The following is a 26,126-nucleotide window of genomic DNA, read 5'->3' as shown; positions in this document are numbered from 1 at the left end:
AATCCATCAATTGATTTTATAGCGACGACGTAACCCACGCAGGCCGAAACTGACCCAGGGCCACAGCAACGCGCTGACCAGCGCCGGCAACACCAGCGCCAGGGTCGGCTGGCGATTGCCGGTCAAGGCACTGAGCCAGAGTTGAACAAGCTGCGCCAGGCCGAAGATCACCAGGATCACCAGGCACTGCTGCCACATCGGGAACATACGCAAGCGCTGCTGCAACGACAGCACCAGGAAGGTAATCAGGGTCAGGATCAACGCATTCTGGCCGAGCAAGGTGCCATAGAGCACATCCTCCGCCAGGCCCAGGCACATCGCCGTGACCATGCCCACCTTGTGCGGCAGGTGCAACGACCAGAACGCCAGCAGCAGCGCCAGCCACAGCGGGCGCAGGATTTCCATGAATTGCGGCAGCGGTGACACGCTGAGCAGCAAGCCGACCGCAAAGGTCAACCAGACCACCCAGCCATTGCGTGAATGAGTGCTGGCCATTATTCCTCCCTCTGCCGCGTCGTGGCCGGGGCGGTGGTCGCGGGCCTCGCGGCAGGCGCGGTGGTTGCCGCCGGTTTCGCCGGGCGTGCGCTGTGTGCGGCGGGCTTGGCCGGTGTGGCGACAGGCGCTGCGGTTGCGGGTACGGTCGCAGGCGCCGGTGGCCCCACGAACGCCGGTTTAGGCACGGTGGCGGGAATCACGGGGGCGGTGCCGTTCTGCTTGTCTTCCGCTTCCTGAGCCTGGGCGGCGTCGTTGGCGCGCTCTTCCGGGGTGCGGTTGTCGCTGAACACCAGCAGCAGGTAGCGGCTGCGGTTCAACGCGGCAGTCGGGACGGCACGCACAATGGCAAACGGCTGGCCGGAATCGTGGATGACCTCCTTGACCGTGGCCACCGGGTAGCCCGCCGGAAAGCGCTGACCCAGGCCGGAGCTGACCAGCAGGTCGCCTTCCTTGATATCGGCGGTATCGGCCACGTGCCGCAACTCCAGGCGTTCCGGATTACCGGTGCCGCTGGCAATGGCGCGCAAGCCGTTGCGATTGACCTGCACGGGGATGCTGTGAGTGGTGTCCGTCAACAGCAGGACGCGCGAAGTGTAGGGCATCAATTCAACCACCTGGCCCATCAGGCCGCGGGCATCGAGCACCGGCTGGCCGAGCACAACGCCGTCGCGTTCGCCCTTGTTGATGATGATGCGATGGGTAAAGGGGTTGGGGTCCATGCCGATCAATTCGGCCACTTCGACTTTTTCGTTGACCAGTGCCGAAGAGTTGAGCAACTCACGCAGCCGAACGTTCTGCTCGGTGAGGGCTGCGAGCTTTTGCATGCGGCCCTGCAACAGCAGGTTCTCGGTCTTGAGTTTTTCGTTTTCGGCGACCAGTTCGGTGCGGCTGCCGAATTGGCTGGCCACGCCCTGGTAGAGACGCTGCGGCAGGTCGGTGATCCAGTAAGTCTGCATCAACACCAGCGACATCTGGCTACGCACAGGCTTGAGCAGCGAAAAGCGCGCATCGACCACCATCAGCGCGACCGAAAGCACGGTCAGCACCAACAAGCGCACGCCCAATGAGGGGCCTTTGGCAAAGAGCGGTTTAATAGGCCGCTCCTCCCAGGCAAATGTTCTCTTTATTCATACGGCATCAAACCGGCCTGGATGCAGATTGAAGAAGATAAACGCCAACAGGCGGCACTGCAAAGTGCCGCCTGCCGATCCAGCATGAACCGTCCAGGCAATCTTATTCGCTGGAGAGCAGGTCCATGGTGTGTTTATCCATCATTTCCAGTGCACGACCACCGCCACGGGCAACGCAAGTCAACGGGTCTTCGGCGACGATCACCGGCAGGCCGGTTTCCTGGGCCAGCAACTTGTCGAGGTCGCGCAGCAAGGCGCCACCCCCGGTCAGAACCAGGCCACGCTCGGCGATATCGGAAGCCAGCTCGGGCGGCGACTGCTCCAGGGCGCTCTTCACCGCCTGAACGATGGTGGCCAGGGACTCTTGCAGCGCTTCCAGCACTTCGTTGGAGTTCAGGGTGAAGGCGCGCGGCACACCTTCGGCCAGGTTGCGACCGCGAACATCGACTTCGCGAACTTCGCCGCCCGGGTAAGCGGTACCGATTTCCTGCTTGATGCGCTCGGCGGTGGATTCGCCGATCAGGCTGCCGTAGTTACGGCGCACATAGGTGATGATCGCTTCGTCGAAGCGGTCGCCGCCAACGCGTACGGATTCGGCATACACCACACCGTTCAGGGAAATCAGGGCAATCTCGGTAGTACCACCACCGATATCCACCACCATCGAACCGCGGGCCTCTTCAACCGGCAGGCCGGCGCCGATTGCGGCGGCCATCGGCTCTTCGATCAGGAACACTTCGCGGGCACCGGCACCGAGGGCCGATTCACGGATGGCACGACGCTCCACCTGGGTGGACTTGCACGGAACGCAGATCAGCACACGAGGGCTGGGCTGCAGGAAACTGTTTTCGTGAACCTTGTTGATGAAGTACTGCAGCATTTTTTCGCAGACGCTGAAGTCGGCGATCACGCCGTCTTTCATCGGACGAATGGCAGCAATATTGCCTGGTGTACGGCCGAGCATGCGCTTGGCCTCGGTGCCAACGGCAACGACACTTTTCTGATTACCATGGGTCCGAATGGCCACAACCGATGGCTCATTCAGAACGATACCGCGCTCGCGCACGTAAATAAGGGTGTTGGCAGTGCCCAGGTCAATGGAGAGATCGCTGGAAAACATGCCACGCAGTTTCTTGAACATGGGGAAAGGACCCTAGGCAACGCGTGGGTAAAAAAGTGCGGCAAACTCTAACAACGACAGGGATTTTGGGCAAGGCGCCAATGTGCTAAATTGGCCGACTTTCTGTGCACCAACCCCCACAATCGCGGCCTTATGACCGTAGAAATGCGGTAGTGTTCCGACAATCTAACACACGGACGCCCTCCGTTCTGTTTTCCACTGGAGAATCCCATGGCGCTTGAACGCTCCGACGTGGAAAAAATCGCGCATCTGGCCTCGCTTGGCCTCAATGACGCCGATCTTCCACAGACCACCGCAGCCCTGAACAGCATTCTCGGGCTGGTTGACCAAATGCAGGCCGTCGATACCGACGGCATCGAGCCTCTGGCTCACCCGCTGGAAGCCAGTCAGCGCCTGCGCGCCGACGTCGTGACCGAGCGCAATAACCGCGAGGCCTACCAGTCCATCGCGCCAGCGGTCGAAAACGGCCTGTACCTGGTTCCGAAAGTCATCGACTAAAGGGAAAGAGCCTTTCATGCATCACATGACTCTGGCCGAGATCGCCCGCGGTCTCGCCGACAAAACGTTTTCCAGCGAAGAGCTGACCAAAACCCTGCTGGCGCGTATCGCCAAGCACGATCCCAAGGTCAACAGCTTCATCAGCCTTACCGAGGAGCTGGCCCTGAGCCAGGCCAAGGCCGCCGACGCACGTCGCGCCAACGGCGAACACGGCGCATTGCTGGGCGCACCCATTGCCCACAAGGACCTGTTCTGCACCCAGGGCATTCGCACCAGTTGCGGCTCGAAGATGCTCGACAATTTCAAGGCGCCCTACGACGCTACCGTGGTCTCCAAACTGGCCACCGCCGGCGCCGTGACCCTGGGCAAGACCAACATGGACGAATTCGCCATGGGTTCGGCCAACGAGTCGAGCTACTACGGCGCGGTGAAAAACCCGTGGAACCTGGACCACGTTCCCGGCGGTTCCTCCGGTGGTTCGGCCGCAGCCGTGGCTGCACGCTTCCTGCCGGCCGCTACGGCGACCGACACCGGCGGTTCGATCCGCCAGCCGGCAGCGTTCACCAACCTCACCGGCCTGAAGCCGACCTACGGTCGCGTTTCCCGCTGGGGCATGATCGCCTACGCTTCCAGCCTGGATCAGGGCGGCCCATTGGCACGCACCGCCGAAGACTGCGCAATATTGTTACAAGGCATGGCAGGCTTCGATAAACAGGACTCCACCAGCATCGATGAACCCGTGCCGGACTACAGCGCCAGCCTGAACACCTCGGTCAAGGGCCTGCGCATCGGCGTACCAAAAGAGTATTTCAGCGCCGGCCTGGACCCGCGTATCGCCGACCTGGTGCACAACAGCATCAAGGAGCTGGAAAAGCTTGGCGCGGTGATCAAGGAAATCAGCCTGCCGAACAACCAGCACGCGATTCCCGCCTACTACGTGATCGCACCGGCAGAAGCGTCTTCGAACCTGTCGCGTTTCGACGGCGTACGCTTCGGCTATCGCTGCGAAAATCCCAAGGACCTGATCGACCTGTACAAACGCTCCCGTGGCGAAGGCTTCGGCAGTGAAGTCCAGCGCCGGATCATGGTCGGTGCCTATGCCCTGTCCGCCGGCTACTACGATGCGTACTACCTCAAGGCGCAGAAAATCCGTCGCCTGATCAAGAACGACTTCATGGCGGCCTTTGAAGAAGTCGACGTGATCCTCGGCCCGACCACGCCGAACCCGGCATGGAAGATCGGCGCCAAGACCGGCGACCCAATCGCCGAGTATCTGGAAGACCTCTACACCATCACCGCCAACCTCGCGGGCTTGCCGGGCTTGTCCATGCCCGCCGGTTTCGTCGATGGCCTGCCGGTCGGCGTGCAATTGCTCGCCCCGTATTTCCAGGAAGGCCGCCTGCTCAATGTGGCGCACCAGTACCAGTTGCACACCGACTGGCACACCCGCACCCCTACCGGCTTCTGAGGAGAACACTATGCAATGGGAAGTTGTGATCGGGCTGGAGATTCATACCCAGCTCGCCACCCAATCGAAGATTTTCTCCGGTAGCGCCACCACGTTTGGCTCCGAGCCTAACACTCAGGCGAGCCTGGTGGACCTGGGCATGCCCGGCGTGCTGCCGGTACTGAACCAGGAAGCGGTGCGCATGGCGGTGATGTTCGGCCTGGCGATTGACGCCGAGATCGGGCAGCACAATGTGTTTGCGCGCAAGAACTACTTCTACCCGGACCTGCCCAAGGGCTACCAGATCAGCCAGATGGAATTGCCGATCGTCGGCAAGGGCCATCTGGACATCCCCCTGGAAGACGGCACCATCAAGCGTGTCGGCGTGACCCGTGCGCACCTGGAAGAAGACGCCGGCAAGAGTCTGCACGAAGAATTCCCGGGCGCGACCGGCATCGACCTGAACCGTGCCGGCACGCCGTTGCTGGAAATCGTCTCCGAGCCGGACATGCGCAGCGCCAAGGAAGCCGTGGCCTACGTCAAGACGATCCACGCGCTGGTGCGCTACCTGGGCATCTGCGACGGCAACATGGCCGAAGGTTCGCTGCGCTGCGACTGCAACGTGTCGATCCGTCCCAAGGGGCAGACCGAATACGGCACCCGCTGCGAGATCAAGAACGTCAACTCGTTCCGCTTCATCGAGAAGGCGATCAACAGCGAAGTGCGTCGCCAGATCGAACTGATCGAGGACGGTGGCAAGGTCATCCAGCAAACTCGCCTGTACGATCCGAACAAAGACGAAACCCGCGCCATGCGCAGCAAGGAGGAAGCCAACGACTACCGTTACTTCCCCGACCCGGACCTGTTGCCGGTGGTGCTGGAAGACTCGTTCCTCAGCGATATCCGCGCCACCCTGCCGGAGTTGCCGCAGCAGAAACGCGAGCGCTTCCAGGCGCAGTTCGGCCTGTCGGTCTACGATGCCAGCGTGCTGGCCTCCAGCCGCGAACAAGCGAACTACTTCGAGAAAGTCGTAAGCATTGCCGGCGACGCCAAGCTGGCGGCCAACTGGGTCATGGTCGAGCTGGGCAGCCTGTTGAACAAGCAAGGCCTGGAAATCGACGAAGCACCGGTCAGCGCCGAGCAACTGGGCGGCATGCTGCTGCGCATCAAGGACAACACCATCTCCGGCAAGATCGCCAAGACTGTGTTCGAAGCGATGGCCGCAGGCGAAGGCAGCGCCGATGAAATCATCGACAAGCGCGGCCTCAAGCAAGTCACCGACAGCGGCGCGATCTCGGCCGTGCTCGATGAAATGCTCGCGGCGAACGCCGAGCAGGTCGAACAATACCGTGCGGCTGACGAAGCCAAGCGCGGCAAGATGTTCGGCTTCTTCGTCGGCCAGGCGATGAAAGCGTCCAAGGGCAAGGCCAACCCGCAACAGGTCAACGAACTGCTCAAAAGCAAGCTCGAAGGCTGATAGCGCAGAACGGTCCGAGTGGAATTTCTTGCTCGACTCGGACCCATGTGGGAGGGGGCTCGCCCCCGATGAGGGTGTGTCAGTCGGCACATGTATTGACTGCTGCACCGCTATCGGGGGCAAGCCCCCTCCCACATTTGCCAGGGGGATATCCAAAAAAATGAAGCGTCTACTCGGCCTGCTGGCCTTGTCCTCCCTGCTGACCGGTTGCGCCAGCGGCCTCATCGACCCCAACGGCTACGACGAAACCGGCACCGCCTCCTATTACGGCGCCAGGCACCATGGCAAACGAACCGCCAGCGGTGAAGCCTTCAACCAGAACGCCATGACCGCCGCCCATCGGCGCCTGCCCTTTGGCACTCAGGTCAAGGTGACCAATCTGGCCAACAACCGCTCTGTGGTGGTGCGTATCAATGATCGCGGCCCGCACAGCCGTGGCCGCCTGATCGACCTTTCACGCAAAGCCGCCGAGCAACTGCGTATGCTGGGCAGCGGCACCGCGCAAGTGCGCGTGCAAGCCCTGAACAACTGATCGAGGCCGCCTTGAGTATTTTCGGATTGAACGCCCTCTCGCCCTGGAGCCTGCTCGAACTGGTCAGCGGCTTGCTGCTGTTGATCGTCGGCGCTGAAATCCTGGTGCGGGCCGCGGTGCGCCTGGCTGCCAGCCTCAAGGTGCGGCCATTGATCATCGGCCTGAGCATTGTTGCCTTCGGCAGCAGCGCGCCCCAGATGGCCGTCAGCCTGCAAGCCACCTTGGCCGGCAACACCGATATCGCCGTGGGCAGTGTGATCGGCAGCAGCATCTTCAATATCCTCGTTACCCTGGGCTTGTCGGCGTTGATCATTCCGTTACGGGTGTCACGACAACTGGTGCGCCTGGATATCCCGGTGATGATCGTCGCCGGCCTGCTGGTGTTCATCCTCGCCGCCAATGAGGCGCTGACGCCGTTTGACGGCCTGGTGCTGCTGGTGGCGCTGCTGGCCTACCTCGGCGTGCTGCACTACCAGACGCGCCATTCCCGGCGTCCACGCACGCTGGCTACCGTGACCAGGGCGCCGTGGCTGAGCAGCGTGGTGTTGATGCTTGGCGGGTTGCTGGTGCTGGTGGTGGCCGGGCATTTGCTGCTGGGAGCGGCCGTTGAGGTGGCGAGCGACCTGGGCCTGTCGGAGCGCATTATCGGCCTGACGTTGATCGGCGTCGGCACCTCGCTGCCCTGCCTGGCCACGTCGCTGATCGCCGCCTTGCGTGGCGAGCGGGAGATTGCCGTGGGCAATGTGATCGGCAGCAACCTGTTCAACCTGCTCGGCGTGCTGGGCTTTACCGCTCTGGTGGCGCCGTCGCCGCTGTCGGTCTCGCCCAACGCTCTGGACTTCGACCTGCCGGTCATGCTCGGCGCCATCGTTCTGTGCCTGCCGGTGTTCTATACCGGCTACCGCGTCACCCGCGCCGAAGGGTTGGTGCTGCTGGGGCTGTATCTGGCGTATGGCCTGCATGTCATGGCCTTCACCACCGGCATGCCCCTGGCGACCAAGCTTGAACAATTGATGCTGTTTTACATCCTGCCGGCGTTAGTGGTGGTGCTGTTGTTTACGTCGCTGCGCGCCTGGCACCGTCAACACAAGAGGGAATCGCAATGACCGCTCAGAAGAAGCCAGGGGTTGAAATGCGTCGCCAGGTGATGGGCGATGTATTCGTCGATCGCGCCCTGGACAATGCCACCGAGTTCAGCCAGCCACTGCAGGACTTCGTCAATGAACACGCGTGGGGCAGCGTGTGGAATCGCGAGGGCTTGCCGCTCAAGACGCGCAGCCTGATCACCCTGGCCGCGCTGACTGCGCTCAAGTGCCCCCAAGAACTCAAGGGGCATGTGCGTGGCGCACTGAACAATGGCTGCACCGTAGAAGAAATTCGCGAGGCGCTGCTGCATTGCGCGGTGTATGCCGGCGTACCGGCGGCCATCGATGCGTTTCGCGCGGCGCAGGAAGTAATAGAAGCGTATCAGGCGGATCAGCGCTAACGGTCAGATCCAGCCCCCGGCCTGCAGCACAAAAATGCCAATGTTCGTGGTCACCGCCGCCATCAGGGTGGTGATCACGATAATCGCCGCCGCCAGCTCATGATTCCCCTCGGCCGCCCTGGCCATCACGAAGCTCGCCGCCGCCGTCGGCGCGCCGAAGTACAGAAACAGAATCCCCAACTCCGGCCCACGGAACCCCAGCAGCCAAGCGCCCAGTGTGGCGATCACCGGCAACCAGACCATCTTCATCAGGCTGGCGCTCAAGGCCATGTTGCCGCTCTTGCGCAGCGCTGCCAGGGACAAGGTGCCGCCGATGCAGATCAGCGCCAGGGGCAGTGTCGTGTCCGCCAGGTACCCCAGGGACTTTTCCAGCCAGCCGGGCAGGCCGATCTGGAAGTACGCAAACGGCGCCGCGACAATCACGCTGATGATCAGTGGGTTGGCCACCACACTCTTGAAGATGCTCCACGGGTCGGACTTGATCACCGGGCTGTACACCGCCAGCACAATGGTCGACAGCGTGTTGTAGAACAGGATCACCAACGCCGCGAGAATCGCACCTAGGGAAATCCCGTAGTCGCCATACATGCTGGCAGCCAGCGCCAGGCCGATCACCCCGTTATTGCCGCGAAACGCGCCCTGGGTGTAGATACCCCGGTCTTCGCGCTTGCAGCGAAAAATCGCCCAGCCCCACGCCATGGCAAAGCTCACCAACGTGGCCACGGCAAAGTAGATCAGCAAACCGGGCTTGAGCGCCGAATGCAGATCGGCGTGCAGGATGCCCAGGAACAGCAGCGCCGGCATGGTGACGTTAAACACCAGGGACGAAGCGGTATGGATAAAGTTGTCGTTGATCCAGTTGATGCGCTTGAGCAGCACACCGAGGAACAGCATGGCGAACACCGGCGCGGTGATGGTGAGCGTCGTGAGAAAAATGGCGAGCATGCTGTATCAGCCTTGAGTCCTGTTATCAGGGAACCGTAATAATAAAGCACTGGTGCCTGTGGCTGATATTTCATTTAACAATAGTCAGGCAGGTAAAACCCGAAAACAGGGAACTTGATTCATTTACAGGATCCACTTCAGAGTTTCCAGCCAAGTACAGCCCATCCCACAAAACTCTGCATACGCTCCTACATGCTTATAAGACTCTGCGCCTCTGCATCAACGACATCCGCCCTGAAAATCCCTCCTGTAACATTTTAATAATCCGGTAGCGAACCATCGTGTGTTCGAAACACAAGGGGTGACTATGCGCAGATCCTTCAGTCAATTGCACAATGTGCATATCAGAAGCTGGGACGATCAGGACATTGAAGGCTATGCCGAGCTGCTCGGCGACCCCGAGGCAATGAAGTTCATTTCGGCCGGCACTACACGCGGCAGAGACGCCGCCGCCAATGAAATTTCGGTATTCACAAAAGAACTTATCGATCAGAACTGGTCACGCTGGGCTGTGAGTGTGGGCTTGGAGGAACCCTTTATCGGTTATGCAGGATTCGCAAAAAAAGAATATGGCGTTAACTTCGGCAACCGATTCCTTAGGAAATACTGGGGCACACCCTACCCCTTTATTGCGATCCACCTGGCACTTGAATACGGTTTCCAGCGCCTGGGATTTGAGCAGATCTACACGCTTACCAATATCCACCATCACCGCGCGCTGGAAATGAACAGAGCCTTTCTGCATATGCCAGAGGTCGCCGGAGACGTCATAGAGACCGCTTATGGCCCTCACCTGAAGATTGTTCTTACACGGGAGCGGTTCCAGGAAATAAGGCCCGCAAATCTCGAGCGAATCACGCGGTTCTCGCGCCGAGTGAAAAAGCCTGAACACGTCCAGTCCGCTTAACGAACATTACCACTGAGTATTCGGCCCCTTGAAAACACAACCGGCTCAAGCTTGCCCTTTGCATTCCGTAGCGGACCTATGTAGTCGGGAAACCTGGGCTTATCCCAGTCTCCCCAGGAAACTTTATATGCCCTTCGGTTATATGCTGGCCGTCATTCGCATCGTCTTGATTGTTGTAATAAGCCTTCTGGCCTGGCCGCTGCCCCTTGCCGTCAAGCGCCCCATGTACCGAGGCATCCTGTGGATAATGGGCCTGAGGATCAGGTGCGCACTGTCAACACGGCAAATCGCCTCACTCACCAAGGGTTGTGTGGTGGCGGCCAATCACGTCAGCGTGATTGATCCGTTCGCCATACTGGCAATGCCTGGCGCAACACTGGTGGCCTCAAGCGGTTACAACAGGGTTATCAGCTTCACTGCATTCCTTCTGATCAAGTGCGCGGGCGGCCACTTCTGGAACGGTGCCGATAAGAAGACGTTTGCACGTAACCTTCGTAACCTGGCAACCACTCATCAAGGCACCGTCCTCTACACCAATCCCGAGGCAACCATCAACAATGGTCGCGGTTTGTATCGCTTCCGCCCCGGACTGCTGAGCCGTGGACTGCCGGTGGTGCCACTGGCCGGACGCCTTACCCTGCCCTTTGGCCTGGTTGCCAGCCCGCTTCATGCATCAGGTCTGGCGTGCTTCCTGCGCCTGCTGGCGATGCCCTGGATGACGATAGACATGACCTACCTGGAGCCGGTAGAACGCATGCAAAACCAAAGCGGCCAAGCCTTTTCGGACCTGATACAAGCGCGTATCGCCGACCACCTGGGCATCGCTGCAACCCGGTGGACGCGGGAAGATAAACATGACTACCGCCGGGTAGATGCGCAGGCGCGCCCATGACCACGACCCGCGATACCCATGTCATTTTCGATTTCGATCAGACCCTGGTGAACCACGAAAGCACTCTGGAGATCGTCAAGTCGGCCATCGGCGAAAGCCCGAACGCCAAGCCAATGCTGGAGCAATTGCAACTCATCGCGCCCAAGGCTCTGTCGGGCAATGCCAGCCTGTGGGAAATGGTGGCTGTGATGAAGATGATCCCGTATATCCGCAAGCATCATATTCAACGTTATGTCGACACCATCATTGGCAGCCTCGACCCGTCCCTGGAGCAGACCGTGCGCGACCTGCAACGAGCGGGTACGCATGTGTACATCCTCTCCGGAGGGTACACAGAGTGCATCACCCCCATTGCTCGCTCACTGAATATCCAAGCCCGCAATGTCATCGCGAACCGCCTTTTCTGGGTCGGTTCGCGAGCGCTGTGCCCCAGGCCGTCACCATTGATAAGCCCCGGCAGAGGGAAGAGTCGAATCGTGCAGCAATGGCGCAAGGAAGGTCGGCTGACGGGCCGAGCCCTGATAGTCGGAGATGCCAGATCCGACTATCAGGTGTACGCCGATGGTTGGGTTGACGGTTTTGTCTGCGCTGACTATTACACCCGGCAGCCCATGCCCGAGATGTCCGGACGCATCCTTCGAGCTGACACGCCCATACAGGTTCAGGCGCACATCCACGCACTTATGAACGAGCGCGCCTGACGCAGGCAACCGGCCTAGGTAATTGGCGCGGGATTGAACAACGTGATGTCGTTGTGCAGCTTGTGCCGCTGCGCCCACGTCTGCTTTCTGCCGCTGGCCACATCCAGGTAGAAGTGGAACAACTCCCAGCCCAGTTCCTCGATGCTCGCGCGCCCGGTGGCAATCCGCCCGGCGTCGATGTCGATCAGGTCCGGCCAGCGCTGCGCCAGCTCGGTGCGCGTCGACACTTTCACCACTGGCGCCATCGCCAACCCGTACGGCGTGCCGCGCCCGGTGGTGAATACATGCAGGTTCATCCCCGCCGCCAGTTGCAAGGTGCCGCATACAAAATCACTGGCCGGGGTTGCGCAAAAAATCAGGCCCTTGGTCTTGAAGCGCTCGCCTGGGCCGAGCACGCCGTTGATCGCGCTGCTGCCGGACTTGACGATGGAGCCCAGGGACTTCTCGACGATATTCGACAGCCCGCCCTTCTTGTTGCCCGGCGTGGTATTGGCGCTGCGATCCGCCTCGCCCTTGGCCAGGTAACGGTCGTACCAGTCCATTTCACGCACCAACTCTTCGGCAACTTCCTTCGTCTCTGCGCGAGAAGTCAGCAGGTAGATGGCATCGCGGACTTCGGTGACTTCCGAAAACATCACCGTCGCTCCGGCCCGCAGCAACAGGTCGGATGCATATCCCAGCGCCGGATTGGCAGTGATGCCGGAAAACGCGTCGCTGCCGCCGCATTGCATGCCCAGGATCAGCTCGGACGCGGGCACCGTTTCGCGGCGGCGTAGGTCGAGCTTTTTCAAACGGACTTCGGCCAGCGCCATGATCTGCTCGATCATTTCGGTAAAGCCGTGGCTGGAATCCTGCAACCGGTACAGCCAGGGCTCGCTCAGATCGACGGAGCTGTCGTTGTCGTGCATCACTTGCCCGGCCTGCAATTTCTCGCAGCCCAGGCTGATCACCAGGGCTTCGCCGCCCAGATTCGGGTTGCGCGCCAGGTTGCGCACGGTACGGATCGGGATGTAGGCATCTGTCGCCGTGATCGCCACGCCGCAGCCATAGCTATGCGTCAGCGCCACCACATCGTCGACGTGCGGGTACCTGGGCAGTAATTCATCCTTGATGCGCTTGACGGCATGATCCAGCACGCCGGTCACGCACTGTACCGTGGTGGTGATCCCCAGGATATTGCGCGTGCCCACGGTGCCATCGGCATTGCGATAGCCCTCGAAGGTGAACCCCTCCAGCGGCGCCTGGGCTTCAGGTACGTCGGTGGACAGCGGAAGGCTGTCCAGCGGCGGCGCGGTGGGCATGCGCAACTGGTCTTCCTGCACCCAGCTGCCACGCGGGATCGGCGCCAGCGCGTAGCCGATCGTCTGGCCATAACGAATGATCGGTCCGCCTTCGGGAATATCTTCCAGCGTCACCTTATGGCTCTGCGGGATGAAATCCACGGTGACCAGGCCGTCCGGAAATTCGGTCCCGGCCGGTACGCCCTGGTCGTTCACCACGATCACCACATTGTCGCGCTCGTGCAAACGAATCGAGCGCGGCGAGTCGGCATGTTCAATCAACTGCATCACACGAACCTCAGGAATGCGCTTGGGAAAGATGGGTCAACGCAGGGCCTTCGCTTGGCGGCTCCTTGAGCACCACCCGCTTGATCGGGCCGACAATCACCAGGTAGCTGAACACCGCCACCAGCGCATTGGCGCCGACGAACACCAAGGCCCATTTGAACGAGCCGGTGGTGCTGATGATGTAGCCAATCACAATCGGCGTGGTGATCGACGCCAGGTTACCGAAGGTGTTGAACAAGCCGCCACTGAGGCCGGCGATTTGTTTCGGCGAGGTGTCGGACACCACCGCCCAGCCCAGTGCGCCAACGCCCTTGCCGAAGAAGGCCAGCGCCATGAAACCCACCACCATCCACTCAACGTCGACGTAGTTGCACGCAATGATACTGCTGGACACCAGCAGCCCGGCAATGATCGGCGCCTTGCGGGCGAAGGTCAGGGAATGGCCCTTGCGCAGCAGATAGTCGGAAATCACCCCGCCCAGCACGCCACCGATAAATCCGCAGATCGCCGGCAACGAGGCAATGAAACCGGCCTTGAGGATGGTCATGCCACGATCCTGCACCAGGTACACGGGGAACCAGGTCAGGAAGAAGTAAGTAATGCCATTGATGCAGTATTGGCCCAGGTACACGCCAAGCATCATGCGATTGGTCAGCAACTGGCGGATGTAATCCCACTTGGGACCGTCGGTTTTCTTACCCTTGCCCTTGTCCTGGTCCATGTCGACCATCGCGCCATTGGCGGCGATGTGATTGAACTCAGCTTCGTTGATCATCGGGTGCTGACGCGGGCTGTGGATAACTTTCAGCCAGATCAGGGAGAACACGATGCCAATGACGCCCATCACGATAAACACGTGCTGCCAGCCGAAGCGATAAACGATCCAGCCCATCAGCGGTGCGAACAATACCGTGGCGAAGTACTGCGCCGAGTTGAAGATCGCCGATGCCGTACCGCGCTCGGCCGTGGGGAACCAGGCCGCCACAATCCGCGCGTTACCCGGGAAGGATGGCGCTTCGGCCAGGCCCACCATAAAGCGCAGCATGAACAGCGCAACCACGGCAGTGGAGATACCGAACTCACCGACGTAGCCTTGCAGCACAGTGAACAGTGACCAGGTGAAGATGCTCAGGGCATAGACTTTTTTCGAGCCGAACCGGTCGAGCAACCAGCCGCCGGGAATTTGCCCGGCAACGTAGGCCCAACCGAATGCAGAGAAGATATAGCCGAGGGTGACCGCGTCAATGCCGAGGTCTTTTTGCAGGCTGGAGCCGGCGATGGCGATAGTTGCACGGTCGGCGTAGTTGATCGTGGTCACCAGAAACAGCATGAGCAGGATCAAATAGCGGACGTGAGTCGGCTTGGTCGCTTGCATGTAGAAGTACTCCCACTAATTATTTTTTTTGCGGGTAATGGTTATGTCTTACTGGGTGCAGCCCCTGTAGGAGCGAGCTCGCTCGCGAAAAACTCACAGGCACCGCGGGCGTCCCGAATGCCCGCGTCATCGTTGACGTGCTTCGCGAGCAAGCTCGCTCCTACAGTAAAATGGAGGCTACGACCCGATGTAGCTGGTTTTCACCACGGTGTAGAACTCTTGCGCATAGCGACCCTGCTCACGCGAACCGTAGGACGAACCCTTACGGCCACCGAACGGAACGTGATAGTCCACCCCGGCGGTCGGCAAGTTGACCATGACCATCCCGGCCTGGGAGTGGCGCTTGAAGTGGTTGGCGTACTTCAACGACGTGGTGGCGATCCCCGCCGACAGGCCGAACTCGGTGTCGTTGGCCATGGCCAGCGCAGCCTCGTAATCGGCCACGCGCACCACGTTGGCCACCGGGCCGAAAATCTCTTCACGGCTGATGCGCATGGCCGCTTCGCTGTCGGCAAACAGCGTCGGCGCCAGGTAGTAGCCCTCGGTGTCGCAGGTCACCAGACCGCCGCCGCTGACCAACCGCGCGCCTTCGCTCTGGCCGATGTCGATGTACTTCATGTCCTGATCCAACTGGGCCTGGGAAACCACCGGGCCAATGTCGGTACCGCTGCTCAGCGCATGGCCGACCTTGATCGACTTCATGCGCTCGGCCATGGCCGCGACGAACTGGTCGTGGATACCGGCGGTCACGATCAGGCGGCTGGAAGCGGTGCAGCGCTGGCCGGTGGAGTAGAACGCGCTCTGCACCGACAGCTCGACGGCCTGCTTGAGGTCGGCGTCGTCGAGAATGATCTGCGGGTTCTTGCCGCCCATTTCCAACTGCACCTTGGCCTGGCGCGATACGCAGCTGACGGCGATCTGGCGACCCACACCGACGGAACCGGTAAAACTGATGCCATCGACTTTCGGGCTGTTGACCAGCACATCGCCCACCACGCGGCCGCTGCCCATCACCAGGTTGAACACACCGGCCGGGAAACCGGCGCGGGAAATGATGTCGGCCAAAGCCCAGGCACAGCCGGGTACCAGCTCGGCAGGTTTGATCACCACGCAGTTGCCATAGGCCAGGGCCGGGGCGATTTTCCAGGCAGGGATGGCGATCGGGAAGTTCCACGGTGTGATCAAGCCGACCACCCCGAGGGCTTCCCGGGTGACCTCAACGTTGACGCCCGGACGCACCGACGGCACGTAGTCGCCAGACAGGCGCAGGCATTCACCGGCGAAAAATTTGAAGATGTTACCGGCGCGGGTCACCTCGCCGATGGCTTCGGGCAGGGTCTTGCCCTCTTCCCGGGCCAGCAACGTGCCAAGTTCTTCGCGGCGGGCGAGGATTTCGCTGCCGACTTTGTCCAGCGCGTCGTGGCGCGCCTGGATACCGGACGTGGACCAGGCCGGAAATGCCGCACGGGCGGCGTCGATAGCGGCATTGACCTGAGCGACGTCAGCCTTGGCATATTCGCCGATCAGATCGGAAAGATCCGACGGGTTGATATTGGTGCAGTAGTCGGCGCCGGTTACCCATTCACCGTTGATGTAGTTGTCAAAACGCTTTGCTTGGGACACGAATCTTCTCCTGACGCAAAAGGCCGCTGATCTCTCAGCGGCCTTGTTGATAAGTTATTGCGCGCCTTGCTTGTCGATCAGCGCGGCCAGGGCTTCGTATTCTTCCGGCAGCAGATCGGTCAGCGGCGTGCGCACCGGACCGGCGTCGTAGCCGGCGATTTTCGCACCGGCCTTGACGATGCTCACGGCATAACCGGCCTTGCGGTTACGGATGTCCAGGTAAGGCAGGAAGAAATCGTCAATGATTTTGGAAACGGTGGCGTGATCATCCTTGGCAATCGCGTGGTAGAAATCCATCGCGGTTTTCGGAATGAAGTTGAACACCGCCGAGGAGTACACCGGCACACCCAGGGCCTTGTAGGCAGCGGCGTAAACCTCTGCAGTCGGCAGGCCGCCGAGGTAGCTGAAACGGTCGCCGAGACGACGGCGGATCGACACCATCAACTCGATGTCACCCAGGCCATCCTTGTAGCCGATCAGGTTCGGGCAGCGCTCGGCCAGGCGTTCCAGCAGCGGCGCGGTCAGGCGGCACACGTTACGGTTGTACACCACCACGCCGATCTTGACCGATTTGCAGACGGCTTCAACATGGGCGGCAACACCGTCCTGGCTGGCTTCAGTCAGGTAGTGCGGCAGCAGCAGCAGGCCTTTGGCGCCCAGGCGCTCCGCCTCTTGAGCGTACTCGATGGCCTGGCGGGTTGCGCCACCGACACCGGCAAGAATCGGCACGCTGGTGGCGCAGGTATCAACAGCGGTCTTCACTACTTGGGAATATTCGCTGGCGGCCAGGGAGAAAAACTCACCGGTGCCGCCTGCGGCGAACAGCGCTGTGGCGCCGTACGGGGCCAGCCATTCCAGGCGCTTGATATAGCCCGCCTGGTGAAAGTCACCCTGGGCATTGAAATCGGTCACCGGGAAAGACAGCAGACCGTGGGAGAGGATGGACTTCAGTTCTTGTGGATTCATTATTCGAACACCCTGGGCGAAGACTTTCTGAGGAAAGCGTTGTTGTTGGTTTAAGTGATGTCGTACGTCATCGTACAACTATAAAAGGATTCGTCAACTGTAATTCATCGGCGCTCATCTCAAGCTCGCTGTTGAAGCCGGCTTCTTGACGTAGGAAGTTTCTGATCTATGATGCTTTTACTGTATATACGTACAGCACAAAGGAACTCTTAGACATTAAGCAAGGAGCTAACATGTCAGGTCTTGAATACGCCGCATCTGCAAGGAAGACGCCTACCCTGCGCTTCGAAGGCGCTGAACACACCGCCATCGGCGACGACACGCTGCTGCGTTTTGCCAAGGACGCCGCAGCACTGCCTGCGCGAGAAGTGCAGCTGCATTTGCCTAACGGACTGGCGCTGACCTATGGCCAAGTGATTGCCCTGGGTGGCGACTTCTATGGGATTCCCGGCCAACCTGTCAACGATGGCGCCACCTCTGCCGAGCGAGTACAACGCTTCACCGCTGCCTTTAATTCACTGGCGGTCCTGCCTGCTTCGCGGGAAGAAGCAGGCAAGATCCTGGCGGTGATGCAAAAGGAGACCAGCGCGGTAAAACAGGCGATCAAGGACGGGAAGCAACCTCATGAAGCCTATAACGCCCTGGGTGATACGTTGTCCGAGGAGTGGAACCGTATTACCGGTGGCGGCAGCGCTATCTCCGCCCTGATTCCACTGGGGCGCTACTTGAAACTGGCGGCGGACAATGCCGACCACTTTGGCGAATGGGCATTGTCCGCCTACCTGGCCGGGCATACAGCGGCGCTGCAACAGGCCGTAGTCGCGCATCAGACCGGCACCGACCAGGCATTGGAATTGGCGTACGCCATGAACGGCTTTGCCGACCACTTCCTCACCGATCTGTTTTCCGCCGGCCACCTGCGCGTCCCACGCAAGCAACTGGCGGCGGTCGTCACGCCTGCCGAGCTGGGATCGCTGATCAGCCGCTTCATGCATGACGAAGACAGCAAGTTCGGCCTAAAGGTGCGCAATGCCGTGGGGGATCAGTGGCACGCGTTTGGGGATAAACGCTATTTCGACGCTGTTGATGCGGACAATCGGGTGCAGGTCAAACGTGCAGTGCAGGCTTCGGCGGATGAAATTTTCGAGACGTTCATCAGCGGTGTCGCGCCCTCCCCGGCCAGCTTCAAGGCGCCATTGTATGTTCCGGATCTGAACGCCGTGCAGAACCCGGCCAATAACTTTTCGCCGTTGTTCAAGATGGAGGGGGACAAGGTGGTGCGACGCAAGGATGTGAATGACCTGAGCGACAAGCACTGGACGGATGATTGGTGGGGGTGGAGTACGTATTTGCTGCTCAAGGATTACAAGCCGACCAAACCCGCTGCTTGAGATAAATGCCCTATTGTCTTGAACCGCCCGTCGCTACTGTCAATTCTGACAGTAGCGCGCCCTCCCCAGCAGCCATAAGTTACATCCTACTTTCAGTGACCTCAGTGCGGAGTTCGTCTACAAGCACTGTGATATCGGAAAGCTGCTAACTCTCAAAACTGTGGAGGTGCACGATGTCCAAGACTTGGAAAGTGAATGTCGTCAAAAGCGGAAAAAAATCGCGCTCGCTTGATTATGAGCCAAACATTGGTGATGAGATCCACTCCAAAATAGATGATCAAGTTGCTCTCGATCAGGTCGAGCGCAAGATCTTCGACGAGGTGAACAACCAGATTGCGATCTATTTGAAAACGTCCGAAAAGCCATATCCTTGACTGAGCGTCTATCCCCGCTGCGCCTCCGCCTCTTCATGGGCATGGCGCAGCCTCTCCCGACTGTTGGTCAAATGCAACCGCATGGCCGCACGCGCCGCGTCCGAGTCCTGACGCGCGATCGCCTCATAAATCTCTTCATGCTCACGGCTCAGGCGTCCCATATAGTGCTGCTGGTCATCATGGGCCAGGCGCGCCGAATTCAGACGGGTACGCGGAATGATGCTGGTGCCCAGGTGGGTCATGATGTCGGTGAAGTAGCGGTTGCCGGTGGACAGCGCAATTTCCAGGTGGAACGCGAAGTCTGACGCCACCGCATCACCTGCGTGGGCCGCGCTTTCATTCAGCGCATCGAGGGCGGCACGCATGGCCGCCAGTTGCTCGTCGCTGCGGCGCAAGGCAGCCAGGCCTGCGGACTCCACTTCCAGGCTGATGCGCAATTCGAGAATCGCCAACACATCGCGCAGCGTTACCACGGTGGCCGGGTCGATGCGAAAACCGCTCGGGCTTGGCGTGTCCAATACGAACGTACCGATACCGTGCCGCGTCTCTACTTGCCCCGCCGCCTGCAAGCGCGAAATGGCTTCGCGCACGACAGTACGACTGACGCCATGGGCCTCCATGATCGCCGACTCGGTGGGCAGCTTGTCGCCACGCTTGAGCTGGCCGTCGCGGATCTGCTCGGACAACACCGTGACCAATTCCTGGGCAAGGCTGCGACGCTTGCGGGGAAGACGGGGGACGGCGTTGGCGTTTTCCATGATGAGTCATCTTTCTCGGTGAACTGAAGACGCATCATAGCCCATGGCGGTTGTACGATCACCGTTCCTGTCGCGACTTTCATGCCTGTGCGGCAGGCAAAAAAATACCCCGGCAACCGCCGAGGCATTTTCAGGCTCGCCCGAGGGCGGTAGCCGCCTACTTCACCACTTTCAAGCTTGGCCGGCCAGTGGGGCGTGGCGGCTCGTTATCCGGTGGTGGTACATCATCGCTGTCTTGCCCTTCGATCGTCTCGTCGTCCTCGAAAGGCGACTCCAGATCAAACACCATGCCCTGGCCGTTCTCACGGGCATAAATCCCGAGGATGGAGCCGATCGGCACGAACAGCGTATGCGGCACACCGCCGAAACGCCCTTCGAAACTGACCGCTTCGTTGTCCATGTGCAGGTGGCGCACGGCACTGGGCGATACGTTCAGTACAATCTGTCCGTCGCTGGCGAAACCCTGTGGCACATCCACTTTGGGAAACTCGGAATTGACCAGCATGTGCGGGGTGCAATCATTGTCCACAATCCACTCATAGAGCGCGCGGACCAAATAAGGTCGACTGGAGTTCATCAACGGCTCCTTAAGCCTTAGCGCATATCGCGTTCGACACCAGACAGACTTGCCTGGAAAGCCTCACGCGCAAATTGGCGCTCCATGTAATCAAGCAACGGCTTGGCCGGCCGTGGCAGTTCAATGCCCAGAATCGGCAAGCGCCAGAGTATGGGTAATAGGCAGCAATCGACCAAACTTTGTTCCTCACTGAGGAAAAAAGGTTTGTCGGCGAACAGCGGCGAAACGCCGGTCAGGCTTTCGCGCAATTCCTTGCGCGCCTGCACGCGCACGGCCTCTTTACTGCGGGTATCCAGAATCACATCCACCAGCCCGCACCAGTCACGCTGGATCCGATGGATCAGCAGGCGGCTGTTGGCACGCGCCACCGGGTAGACCGGCAGCAAAGGCGGATGCGGGTAACGCTCATCCAGGTATTCCATCACCACGGTTGACTCCCACAACGCCAGGTCACGATCGACCAGGGTGGGCAAGCTGCCGTAAGGGTTCACTTCGATCAGTTTCGGCGGCTGACGGCCCGCTTCCACACTGATGATCTCGGCGCTGACACCCTTCTCTGCGAGCACGATGCGTACTCGGTGGGAATAGTGGTCGGCGGGGTCGGAGTAACAGGCCAACCGGTTGGTCACGCCCATGGCGGTCCTCCTCGCTTGTTGAAATTATCGAAAGCTCAAAAACGAGCGCGCCCAGAGAGCATCTCTGTAACGTCCGGTAAAACCGGCGCTACGTGTTCAGAGATGCCGCTGGGCGCGCAAGATTAACAGCAATTGCTTACGGTTGGATCAATGCACATCCTTCCAGTACTCGCGTTTGAGCAGATAGGCGAATACGAAGAAGAAAGCCAGGTACAGCAAGACGTACGTACCGATGCGCTGGTGCTGCAGTTTGACCGGGTTGGCCGAGTAGGCCAGGAAGGTCACCAGGTTCTTGACCTTCTCGTCGAACTGCTCTTCGTTCAGCGTACCGGTCTTGGGCACGATGGTCAGTTGATCGCACGCTTCATGGGTCAGCGGCGTGCCGGTCAACGGGTCATATTGCTTCTTGCCGTCTTCAACGACCTGAACCTGCTTGCATCCTACCACCTGGCGCCCCTGCAGGCCGACCAGAACGTTAGGCATGCCGACGTTCGGGAACACTTTGTTATTCACGCCCCAGGGACGGGCCGGGTCTTCGTAGAAGGATTTGAGGTAGCCGTAGAGCCAGTCGGTGCCGCGCACACGCGCCACCAGGGTGAGGTCCGGCGGCGCGGCGCCGAACCAGGCCTTGGCGTCCGCCGGCTTCATGCCGATGTTCATGTGGTCGCCGATCTTGGCGCCGGTGAACACCAGTTTTTCCAGCATCAACTCATGGGGGATGCCCAGGTCGTCGGCCACCCGCTCGTAGCGCTGGAACTTGGCGCTGTGGCAGCCCATGCAGTAGTTGGCGAACGTGCGAGCGCCATCCTGCAACGCGGCTTTATCGGAGACGTCGATGTCGACCTTTTCCAGTTCCGCGCCATGCTCGGCGGCCAGAGACAGGAGCGGCAGCGCCGCAAGCACTAATGCAACGAATAATTTTTTCATCAGCCAGTCACCCTTTCCGGAACCGGTTTGGTCTTCTCGAGCCGGGTGTAGAACGGCATCAGAATGAAGTAGGCGAAGTACAGGAAGGTGCAGACCTGCGACAGCAACGTGCGCTCAGGGGTCGGCGCCAGTACGCCCAGTACCCCCAGGATCACGAACGAAATGCAGAACACCCATAGCCAGATCTTGCTCAGCCAGCCTTTGTAGCGCATCGACTTGACCGGGCTGCGGTCGAGCCAAGGCAGCACGAACAGCACCGCAATCGCCGCGCCCATGGCGATGACGCCCATGAGTTTGTCGGGGATCGCACGCAGGATGGCGTAGAACGGCGTGAAGTACCACACCGGGGCAATATGCTCGGGTGTCTTGAAGGCGTTGGCTTGTTCGAAGTTAGGTTTCTCCAGGAAATAACCACCCATCTCCGGGAAAAAGAACACGATCGAGCAGAACACGAACAGGAACACGACCACACCGACAATGTCCTTCACGGTGTAATAAGGGTGGAAGGGAATGCCATCCAGTGGGATGCCGTTCTCGTCCTTGTGCTTCTTGATGTCTACGCCATCGGGGTTGTTGGAGCCCACTTCGTGCAGGGCCAGGATGTGCAACACCACCAGGCCCAGGATCACGATCGGCAATGCCACCACATGCAAGGCGAAGAAGCGGTTCAGGGTAATGCCGGAAATCAGGTAGTCGCCACGGATCCACTGGGTCAGGTCGTTGCCGATGACCGGGATCGCACCGAACAGCGAGATAATCACCTGGGCGCCCCAGTACGACATCTGGCCCCATGGCAGCAGGTACCCCATGAAGGCTTCGGCCATCAACGCCAGGTAGATCAGCATGCCGAACACCCACACCAGCTCGCGCGGCTTTTGGTACGAACCATAGAGCAGGCCACGGAACATGTGCAGGTAGACGACGATAAAGAACGCCGACGCGCCGGTGGAGTGCAGCAAACGCAGGATCGAACCGTACTCGACATCACGCATGATGTATTCGACGGAGGCGAATGCCTCTTCCGCCGAGGGGGTGTAGCTCATCGTCAACCACACACCGGTGACGATCTGGTTGACCAGCACCAGCAGTGCCAGGGAGCCGAAGAAGTAGAAGAAATTGAAGTTTTTTGGCGCGTAATATTTGCTGAGATGGTCTTCCCACATTTTAGTGGCGGGGAAGCGCGCATCCACCCAATCCATGAACTTGCTCATCACGCGTTCTCCTTATCGAGGCCAATGACAATGATGTCGTCAGATTCGTAGTTGTGCGGAGGAACCGGCAGGTTCAAGGGCGCGGGTTGGGACTTGTAGACGCGGCCGGCGAGGTCGTAATGAGAGCCGTGGCACGGGCAGAAATAACCACCAACCCAGTCCTTGCCCAAGTCGACGGGCGCGACTTCCGGGCGAAAGGTCGGCGAGCATCCCAGGTGAGTGCACAGTCCAACCAGCAGCAGGATCTCCGGCTTGATCGAACGTGCTTCGTTCTTGGCGTAGGCGGGTTGGTCGGATTTCTCGGATTGGGGGTCAGATAACTGGCCTTCAATCTTCTTGAGATTCCCCAGGATTTCCTTGGTACGACGAACAATGAAAACCGGCTGGCCGCGCCATTCAGCAATCATCTGCTGGCCTGGCTCAATCTTGCTGACATTCACCTTCACCGGTGCACCTGCGGCTTTCGCCTTGGCACTGGGAAACCATGACCCCACGAACGGGACCGCAGCCCCCACCGCTCCTGCAGCACCCACCACGGATGTGGCTGCTACCAGGAAGCGACGCCGGCCTGCATTCACGCCGTCATTGCTCATTCAGTCCTCTCCCATCAGCTTTTTGGCCTGTTAAATCAGGCGTCTACTAAGTGTTGAATCTTTACTTATAAAAATTTTGACGGATGGTAATGAAAAGCCCCACGGATGACAAGGGAATTGCCCGGGCCACTACCCCCAGGCCTTGTAGTATAGGGGGTCTACGGATGTGGCAAGTTGTCACGGCGAAAAATCTGCATAAATCCCAGGCAATAAAAAACGCCCAGCTCCGTGAGGAGGCTGGGCGTTTTTGTGGAACGTAAAGCGAATTAACGCTTCGAGTACTGCGGACGCTTACGCGCTTTACGCAGACCGACTTTCTTACGTTCAACTTCACGAGCATCGCGAGTTACGAAGCCAGCTTTGCGCAGAGCGCCACGCAGGGTTTCGTCGTACTGCATCAGAGCGCGAGTGATACCGTGGCGGATAGCGCCAGCTTGACCACTTACACCGCCACCGATAACGGTGACGTAGATGTCGAACTTTTCAACAGTCTCGGTCAGTTCCAGCGGCTGACGAACTACCATGCGGGCAGTTTCGCGGCCGAAGAAGTTGTCCAGAGTGCGGTTGTTGATCGAGATGTTACCAGTGCCCGGACGCAGGAAAACGCGTGCGGTTGCGGTTTTGCGACGGCCAGTGCCGTAATTTTGAGTCGCCGACATAATGAACTATTCCGTTAAAACTTCAGTTCTTGGGGCTGCTGAGCAGCATGAGGGTGTACAGCGCCCGCATAGACTTTCAGCTTGCGAAACATATCGCGACCCAGTGGGCCCTTAGGCAGCATGCCTTTGACCGCGATTTCGATCGGGGCTTCAGGCTTCTTGGAGATCAGGCCTTCAAAGTTGGAAGACTTGATACCGCCTGGGAAACCGGAGTGACGGTAGTACATTTTGTCTTGCGCTTTGTTGCCGGTAACACGTACCTGCTCAGCGTTGATGATGACAATGTAGTCACCGGTATCAACGTGCGGGGTGTATTCAGGCTTGTGCTTGCCACGCAGACGGCTGGCGACTTCAGTGGCCAGACGACCCAGGGTCTGACCAGCGGCGTCGACGACAAACCAGTCGCGCTGAACTGTTTCCGGTTTTGCAGTAAAAGTTGTCATTCTTTAATAGCCTCAGGGGCCGCCCTGTAAATTAGACGGCGGATCTTACTGAATAGTGCGTACTTTGACAAGGTCAAAGGCAGCCGGATACAGACGCTATCGGGGGCTCGGGTCAGCGCGTCCGTTCAACGGCAAGATTCTTCGGCAGGCGGCGCATCACTTCCACTGCAGAAAGAGGTGGGCAATTATGCAGATTGCGAAAAAAAATTCAACCTGCTTTTATGATTGTTTTCCCCCGAAGGAGTACCCGATGGATTATCGACAGCTGGGCCGCACCGATCTGAACGTCAGCGCGATCGCTCTGGGCACCATGACCTGGGGTGAGCAGAACAGCGAGGCAGAGGCCTTCGCCCAGATCGAACGGGCCAAGGCGGCAGGCATCAACTTCCTCGATACGGCTGAAATGTACCCGGTACCGCCCAAGGCCGATACCTATGCCACCACCGAGCGGTATATCGGCAATTACTTCAAAAGCCGTGGCGACCGCGCCGACTGGATCCTCGCCAGCAAGATCGCCGGCCCCGGCAACACCATCGATTACATCCGCGACGGCCACCTGCGTCACAACCGCAAGCACATCGTCGAGGCTCTGGATGCCAGCCTCAAGCGCCTGCAGACCGACTGGATCGACCTTTACCAACTGCACTGGCCGGAGCGCAGCACCAACTTCTTTGGCCAATTGAGCTACAAGCACAAGGACGAGGACAACCTCACGCCGCTGGAGGAAACCCTCGAAGCGCTGGATGAGCAGGTCAAGGCCGGCAAGATCCGCCACATCGGCCTGTCCAACGAAACGCCGTGGGGCACCATGAAGTTCCTGGCCCTGGCCGAGGCCCGCGGCTGGCCCCGCGCGGTGTCGATCCAGAACCCCTACAACCTGCTCAACCGCAGTTTTGAAGTGGGCCTGGCGGAAATCGCGATTCGCGAACAATGCGGCTTGCTGGCCTATTCGCCGCTGGCGTTCGGCATGCTCAGCGGCAAGTACGAAGGCGGCGCGCGCCCGGCCAAGGCGCGCCTGACGGAGTACAGCCGCTTCAGCCGCTACTTCAACCCGCAGTCGGAAGCGGCGTGCAGCCGATATGTGGCACTGGCGCGGGAGCATGGCCTGGACCCGGCGCAGATGGCATTGGCGTTCGTGACGCAGCAGCCGTTTGTGACCAGCAATATTATTGGTGCCACGAGTCTGGAGCAGTTGGACAGCAACATTGGCAGTGCCGATTTGAAACTGTCCAAGGAAGTGCTGGAAGGGATTGAGGCGATTCAGAAGGATCATCCGAATCCGGCGCCTTGATTGATCTTCAGGCCGCCATCGGGGGCAAGCCCCCTCCCACACCTGACCCTGTTCACAGATCAAAATATGGGAGGGAGCTTGCCC

28 protein-coding genes are annotated in these 26,126 nt (G+C 59.7%); 12 read left to right on the top strand and 16 right to left on the bottom strand.

What is annotated here, in order from left to right; genetic code table 11:
- Positions 1-6: 6 nt before the first annotated feature.
- The 3 genes from mreD to mreB all read right to left on the bottom strand — a co-directional run bounded on the left by mreD (position 7) and on the right by mreB (position 2,766).
- Positions 7-495, bottom strand: a complete 489-nt coding sequence (gene mreD, locus MRY17_RS04170) for a rod shape-determining protein MreD (RefSeq protein ID WP_057724558.1) — start codon at positions 493-495, stop codon at positions 7-9.
- The gene (mreC, locus tag MRY17_RS04165; RefSeq protein WP_191951725.1) at positions 495-1,589 is read right to left on the bottom strand and encodes a rod shape-determining protein MreC; all 1,095 of its coding nucleotides are present in this window, start codon (positions 1,587-1,589) and stop codon (positions 495-497) included. The genes mreD and mreC overlap by 1 nt, the downstream gene beginning before the upstream one ends.
- 139 nt (positions 1,590-1,728) lie before the next feature.
- Positions 1,729-2,766, bottom strand: coding sequence for a rod shape-determining protein MreB (gene mreB, locus MRY17_RS04160; protein WP_002555108.1), 1,038 nt, complete (start codon positions 2,764-2,766; stop codon positions 1,729-1,731).
- Positions 2,767-2,976: 210 nt separating this feature from the next.
- Between mreB and gatC the strand changes: the two genes are divergently transcribed.
- The 6 genes from gatC to MRY17_RS04130 all read left to right on the top strand — a co-directional run bounded on the left by gatC (position 2,977) and on the right by MRY17_RS04130 (position 8,206).
- Complete coding sequence (gene gatC, locus MRY17_RS04155) at positions 2,977-3,264, top strand: Asp-tRNA(Asn)/Glu-tRNA(Gln) amidotransferase subunit GatC (RefSeq protein ID WP_005784804.1); 288 nt, start codon at positions 2,977-2,979, stop codon at positions 3,262-3,264.
- Positions 3,265-3,280: 16 nt separating this feature from the next.
- Complete coding sequence (gene gatA / locus MRY17_RS04150; protein ID WP_191956606.1) at positions 3,281-4,732, top strand: Asp-tRNA(Asn)/Glu-tRNA(Gln) amidotransferase subunit GatA; 1,452 nt, start codon at positions 3,281-3,283, stop codon at positions 4,730-4,732.
- Positions 4,733-4,742: 10 nt separating this feature from the next.
- Positions 4,743-6,188, top strand: a complete 1,446-nt coding sequence (gene gatB, locus MRY17_RS04145; RefSeq protein ID WP_191956605.1) for an Asp-tRNA(Asn)/Glu-tRNA(Gln) amidotransferase subunit GatB — start codon at positions 4,743-4,745, stop codon at positions 6,186-6,188.
- 160 nt (positions 6,189-6,348) lie between these two features.
- Positions 6,349-6,720 carry a septal ring lytic transglycosylase RlpA family protein gene (locus MRY17_RS04140; RefSeq protein ID WP_181282677.1) on the top strand — a complete coding sequence of 124 codons (372 nt, stop codon included), beginning with the start codon at positions 6,349-6,351 and terminating at the stop codon, positions 6,718-6,720.
- 50 nt (positions 6,721-6,770) lie between these two features.
- A complete protein-coding gene (locus MRY17_RS04135) occupies positions 6,771-7,826 on the top strand; it encodes a calcium/sodium antiporter (RefSeq protein ID WP_431768384.1) in 1,056 nt (351 codons plus the stop codon).
- Positions 7,823-8,206, top strand: coding sequence for a carboxymuconolactone decarboxylase family protein (locus MRY17_RS04130; RefSeq protein WP_191951661.1), 384 nt, complete (start codon positions 7,823-7,825; stop codon positions 8,204-8,206). The genes MRY17_RS04135 and MRY17_RS04130 overlap by 4 nt, the downstream gene beginning before the upstream one ends.
- 3 nt (positions 8,207-8,209) lie before the next feature.
- On the opposite strand, the gene MRY17_RS04125 is transcribed toward MRY17_RS04130, so the two are convergent.
- Positions 8,210-9,151, bottom strand: coding sequence for an AEC family transporter (locus MRY17_RS04125; RefSeq protein ID WP_065951601.1), 942 nt, complete (start codon positions 9,149-9,151; stop codon positions 8,210-8,212).
- Positions 9,152-9,458: 307 nt separating this feature from the next.
- Between MRY17_RS04125 and MRY17_RS04120 the strand changes: the two genes are divergently transcribed.
- The 3 genes from MRY17_RS04120 (at position 9,459) to MRY17_RS04110 (ending at position 11,651) form a co-directional block, all read left to right on the top strand.
- Positions 9,459-10,058 (top strand): GNAT family N-acetyltransferase, encoded by a 600-nt coding sequence (locus MRY17_RS04120; protein ID WP_181282679.1) that lies wholly within the window; start codon positions 9,459-9,461, stop codon positions 10,056-10,058.
- Between the two features lie 127 nt (positions 10,059-10,185).
- Positions 10,186-10,950, top strand: coding sequence for a 1-acyl-sn-glycerol-3-phosphate acyltransferase (locus MRY17_RS04115; protein ID WP_181282680.1), 765 nt, complete (start codon positions 10,186-10,188; stop codon positions 10,948-10,950).
- Entirely contained in the window at positions 10,947-11,651 is a 705-nt protein-coding gene (locus tag MRY17_RS04110; protein ID WP_243353336.1) for an HAD-IB family phosphatase, read from the top strand. Before MRY17_RS04115 ends, MRY17_RS04110 begins: the two co-directional genes overlap by 4 nt.
- A gap of 14 nt (positions 11,652-11,665) precedes the next feature.
- Here the strand turns inward: MRY17_RS04110 and garD are convergent, their stop codons facing one another.
- The 4 genes from garD to kdgD form a co-directional block, all read right to left on the bottom strand.
- The gene (garD, locus tag MRY17_RS04105; RefSeq protein ID WP_181282682.1) at positions 11,666-13,219 is read right to left on the bottom strand and encodes a galactarate dehydratase; all 1,554 of its coding nucleotides are present in this window, start codon (positions 13,217-13,219) and stop codon (positions 11,666-11,668) included.
- A 10-nt stretch (positions 13,220-13,229) separates the two neighbouring features.
- Positions 13,230-14,594 carry an MFS transporter gene (locus MRY17_RS04100; protein ID WP_057724547.1) on the bottom strand — a complete coding sequence of 455 codons (1,365 nt, stop codon included), beginning with the start codon at positions 14,592-14,594 and terminating at the stop codon, positions 13,230-13,232.
- A gap of 177 nt (positions 14,595-14,771) precedes the next feature.
- Entirely contained in the window at positions 14,772-16,217 is a 1,446-nt protein-coding gene (locus MRY17_RS04095; protein WP_181282683.1) for an aldehyde dehydrogenase family protein, read from the bottom strand.
- Positions 16,218-16,271: 54 nt separating this feature from the next.
- Positions 16,272-17,183, bottom strand: coding sequence for a 5-dehydro-4-deoxyglucarate dehydratase (gene kdgD / locus MRY17_RS04090; RefSeq protein ID WP_104501658.1), 912 nt, complete (start codon positions 17,181-17,183; stop codon positions 16,272-16,274).
- Between the two features lie 233 nt (positions 17,184-17,416).
- On the opposite strand from kdgD, the gene MRY17_RS04085 reads away from it, so the two are divergent.
- Positions 17,417-18,574: a phospholipase gene (locus tag MRY17_RS04085; protein ID WP_181282684.1), complete on the top strand. Its 1,158-nt coding sequence runs from the start codon at positions 17,417-17,419 to the stop codon at positions 18,572-18,574.
- A gap of 173 nt (positions 18,575-18,747) precedes the next feature.
- Positions 18,748-18,948 (top strand): hypothetical protein, encoded by a 201-nt coding sequence (locus tag MRY17_RS04080; RefSeq protein WP_181282685.1) that lies wholly within the window; start codon positions 18,748-18,750, stop codon positions 18,946-18,948.
- Between the two features lie 8 nt (positions 18,949-18,956).
- Here MRY17_RS04080 and MRY17_RS04075 read toward each other — a convergent pair whose 3' ends face one another.
- The 8 genes from MRY17_RS04075 to rplM form a co-directional block, all read right to left on the bottom strand.
- Positions 18,957-19,706, bottom strand: a complete 750-nt coding sequence (locus MRY17_RS04075; protein WP_065951594.1) for a FadR/GntR family transcriptional regulator — start codon at positions 19,704-19,706, stop codon at positions 18,957-18,959.
- A gap of 157 nt (positions 19,707-19,863) precedes the next feature.
- Positions 19,864-20,283 (bottom strand): ClpXP protease specificity-enhancing factor, encoded by a 420-nt coding sequence (locus tag MRY17_RS04070; protein WP_181282686.1) that lies wholly within the window; start codon positions 20,281-20,283, stop codon positions 19,864-19,866.
- A gap of 17 nt (positions 20,284-20,300) precedes the next feature.
- Positions 20,301-20,918: a glutathione S-transferase N-terminal domain-containing protein gene (locus MRY17_RS04065; RefSeq protein WP_181282687.1), complete on the bottom strand. Its 618-nt coding sequence runs from the start codon at positions 20,916-20,918 to the stop codon at positions 20,301-20,303.
- 147 nt (positions 20,919-21,065) lie between these two features.
- Positions 21,066-21,845: a cytochrome c1 gene (locus tag MRY17_RS04060; protein ID WP_124422374.1), complete on the bottom strand. Its 780-nt coding sequence runs from the start codon at positions 21,843-21,845 to the stop codon at positions 21,066-21,068.
- Entirely contained in the window at positions 21,845-23,056 is a 1,212-nt protein-coding gene (locus tag MRY17_RS04055; protein ID WP_003188526.1) for a cytochrome b, read from the bottom strand. The genes MRY17_RS04060 and MRY17_RS04055 overlap by 1 nt, the downstream gene beginning before the upstream one ends.
- A complete protein-coding gene (gene petA, locus MRY17_RS04050) occupies positions 23,056-23,649 on the bottom strand; it encodes a ubiquinol-cytochrome c reductase iron-sulfur subunit (protein ID WP_181282689.1) in 594 nt (197 codons plus the stop codon). Before petA ends, MRY17_RS04055 begins: the two co-directional genes overlap by 1 nt.
- A 266-nt stretch (positions 23,650-23,915) precedes the next feature.
- Positions 23,916-24,308, bottom strand: coding sequence for a 30S ribosomal protein S9 (gene rpsI / locus MRY17_RS04045; RefSeq protein ID WP_003171743.1), 393 nt, complete (start codon positions 24,306-24,308; stop codon positions 23,916-23,918).
- A gap of 14 nt (positions 24,309-24,322) precedes the next feature.
- Complete coding sequence (gene rplM, locus MRY17_RS04040) at positions 24,323-24,751, bottom strand: 50S ribosomal protein L13 (protein ID WP_003171742.1); 429 nt, start codon at positions 24,749-24,751, stop codon at positions 24,323-24,325.
- Positions 24,752-25,001: 250 nt separating this feature from the next.
- On the opposite strand from rplM, the gene MRY17_RS04035 reads away from it, so the two are divergent.
- A complete protein-coding gene (locus MRY17_RS04035) occupies positions 25,002-26,042 on the top strand; it encodes an NADP(H)-dependent aldo-keto reductase (RefSeq protein WP_191951664.1) in 1,041 nt (346 codons plus the stop codon).
- Positions 26,043-26,126: the final 84 nt, after the last annotated feature.

It is taken from the genome of Pseudomonas orientalis, assembly GCF_022807995.1.
Lineage (GTDB): Bacteria > Pseudomonadota > Gammaproteobacteria > Pseudomonadales > Pseudomonadaceae > Aquipseudomonas > Aquipseudomonas orientalis_B.
The sequence above is the reverse complement of the archived record's forward strand: the minus strand, read 5'-3'. Positions and strand labels throughout refer to the sequence as shown.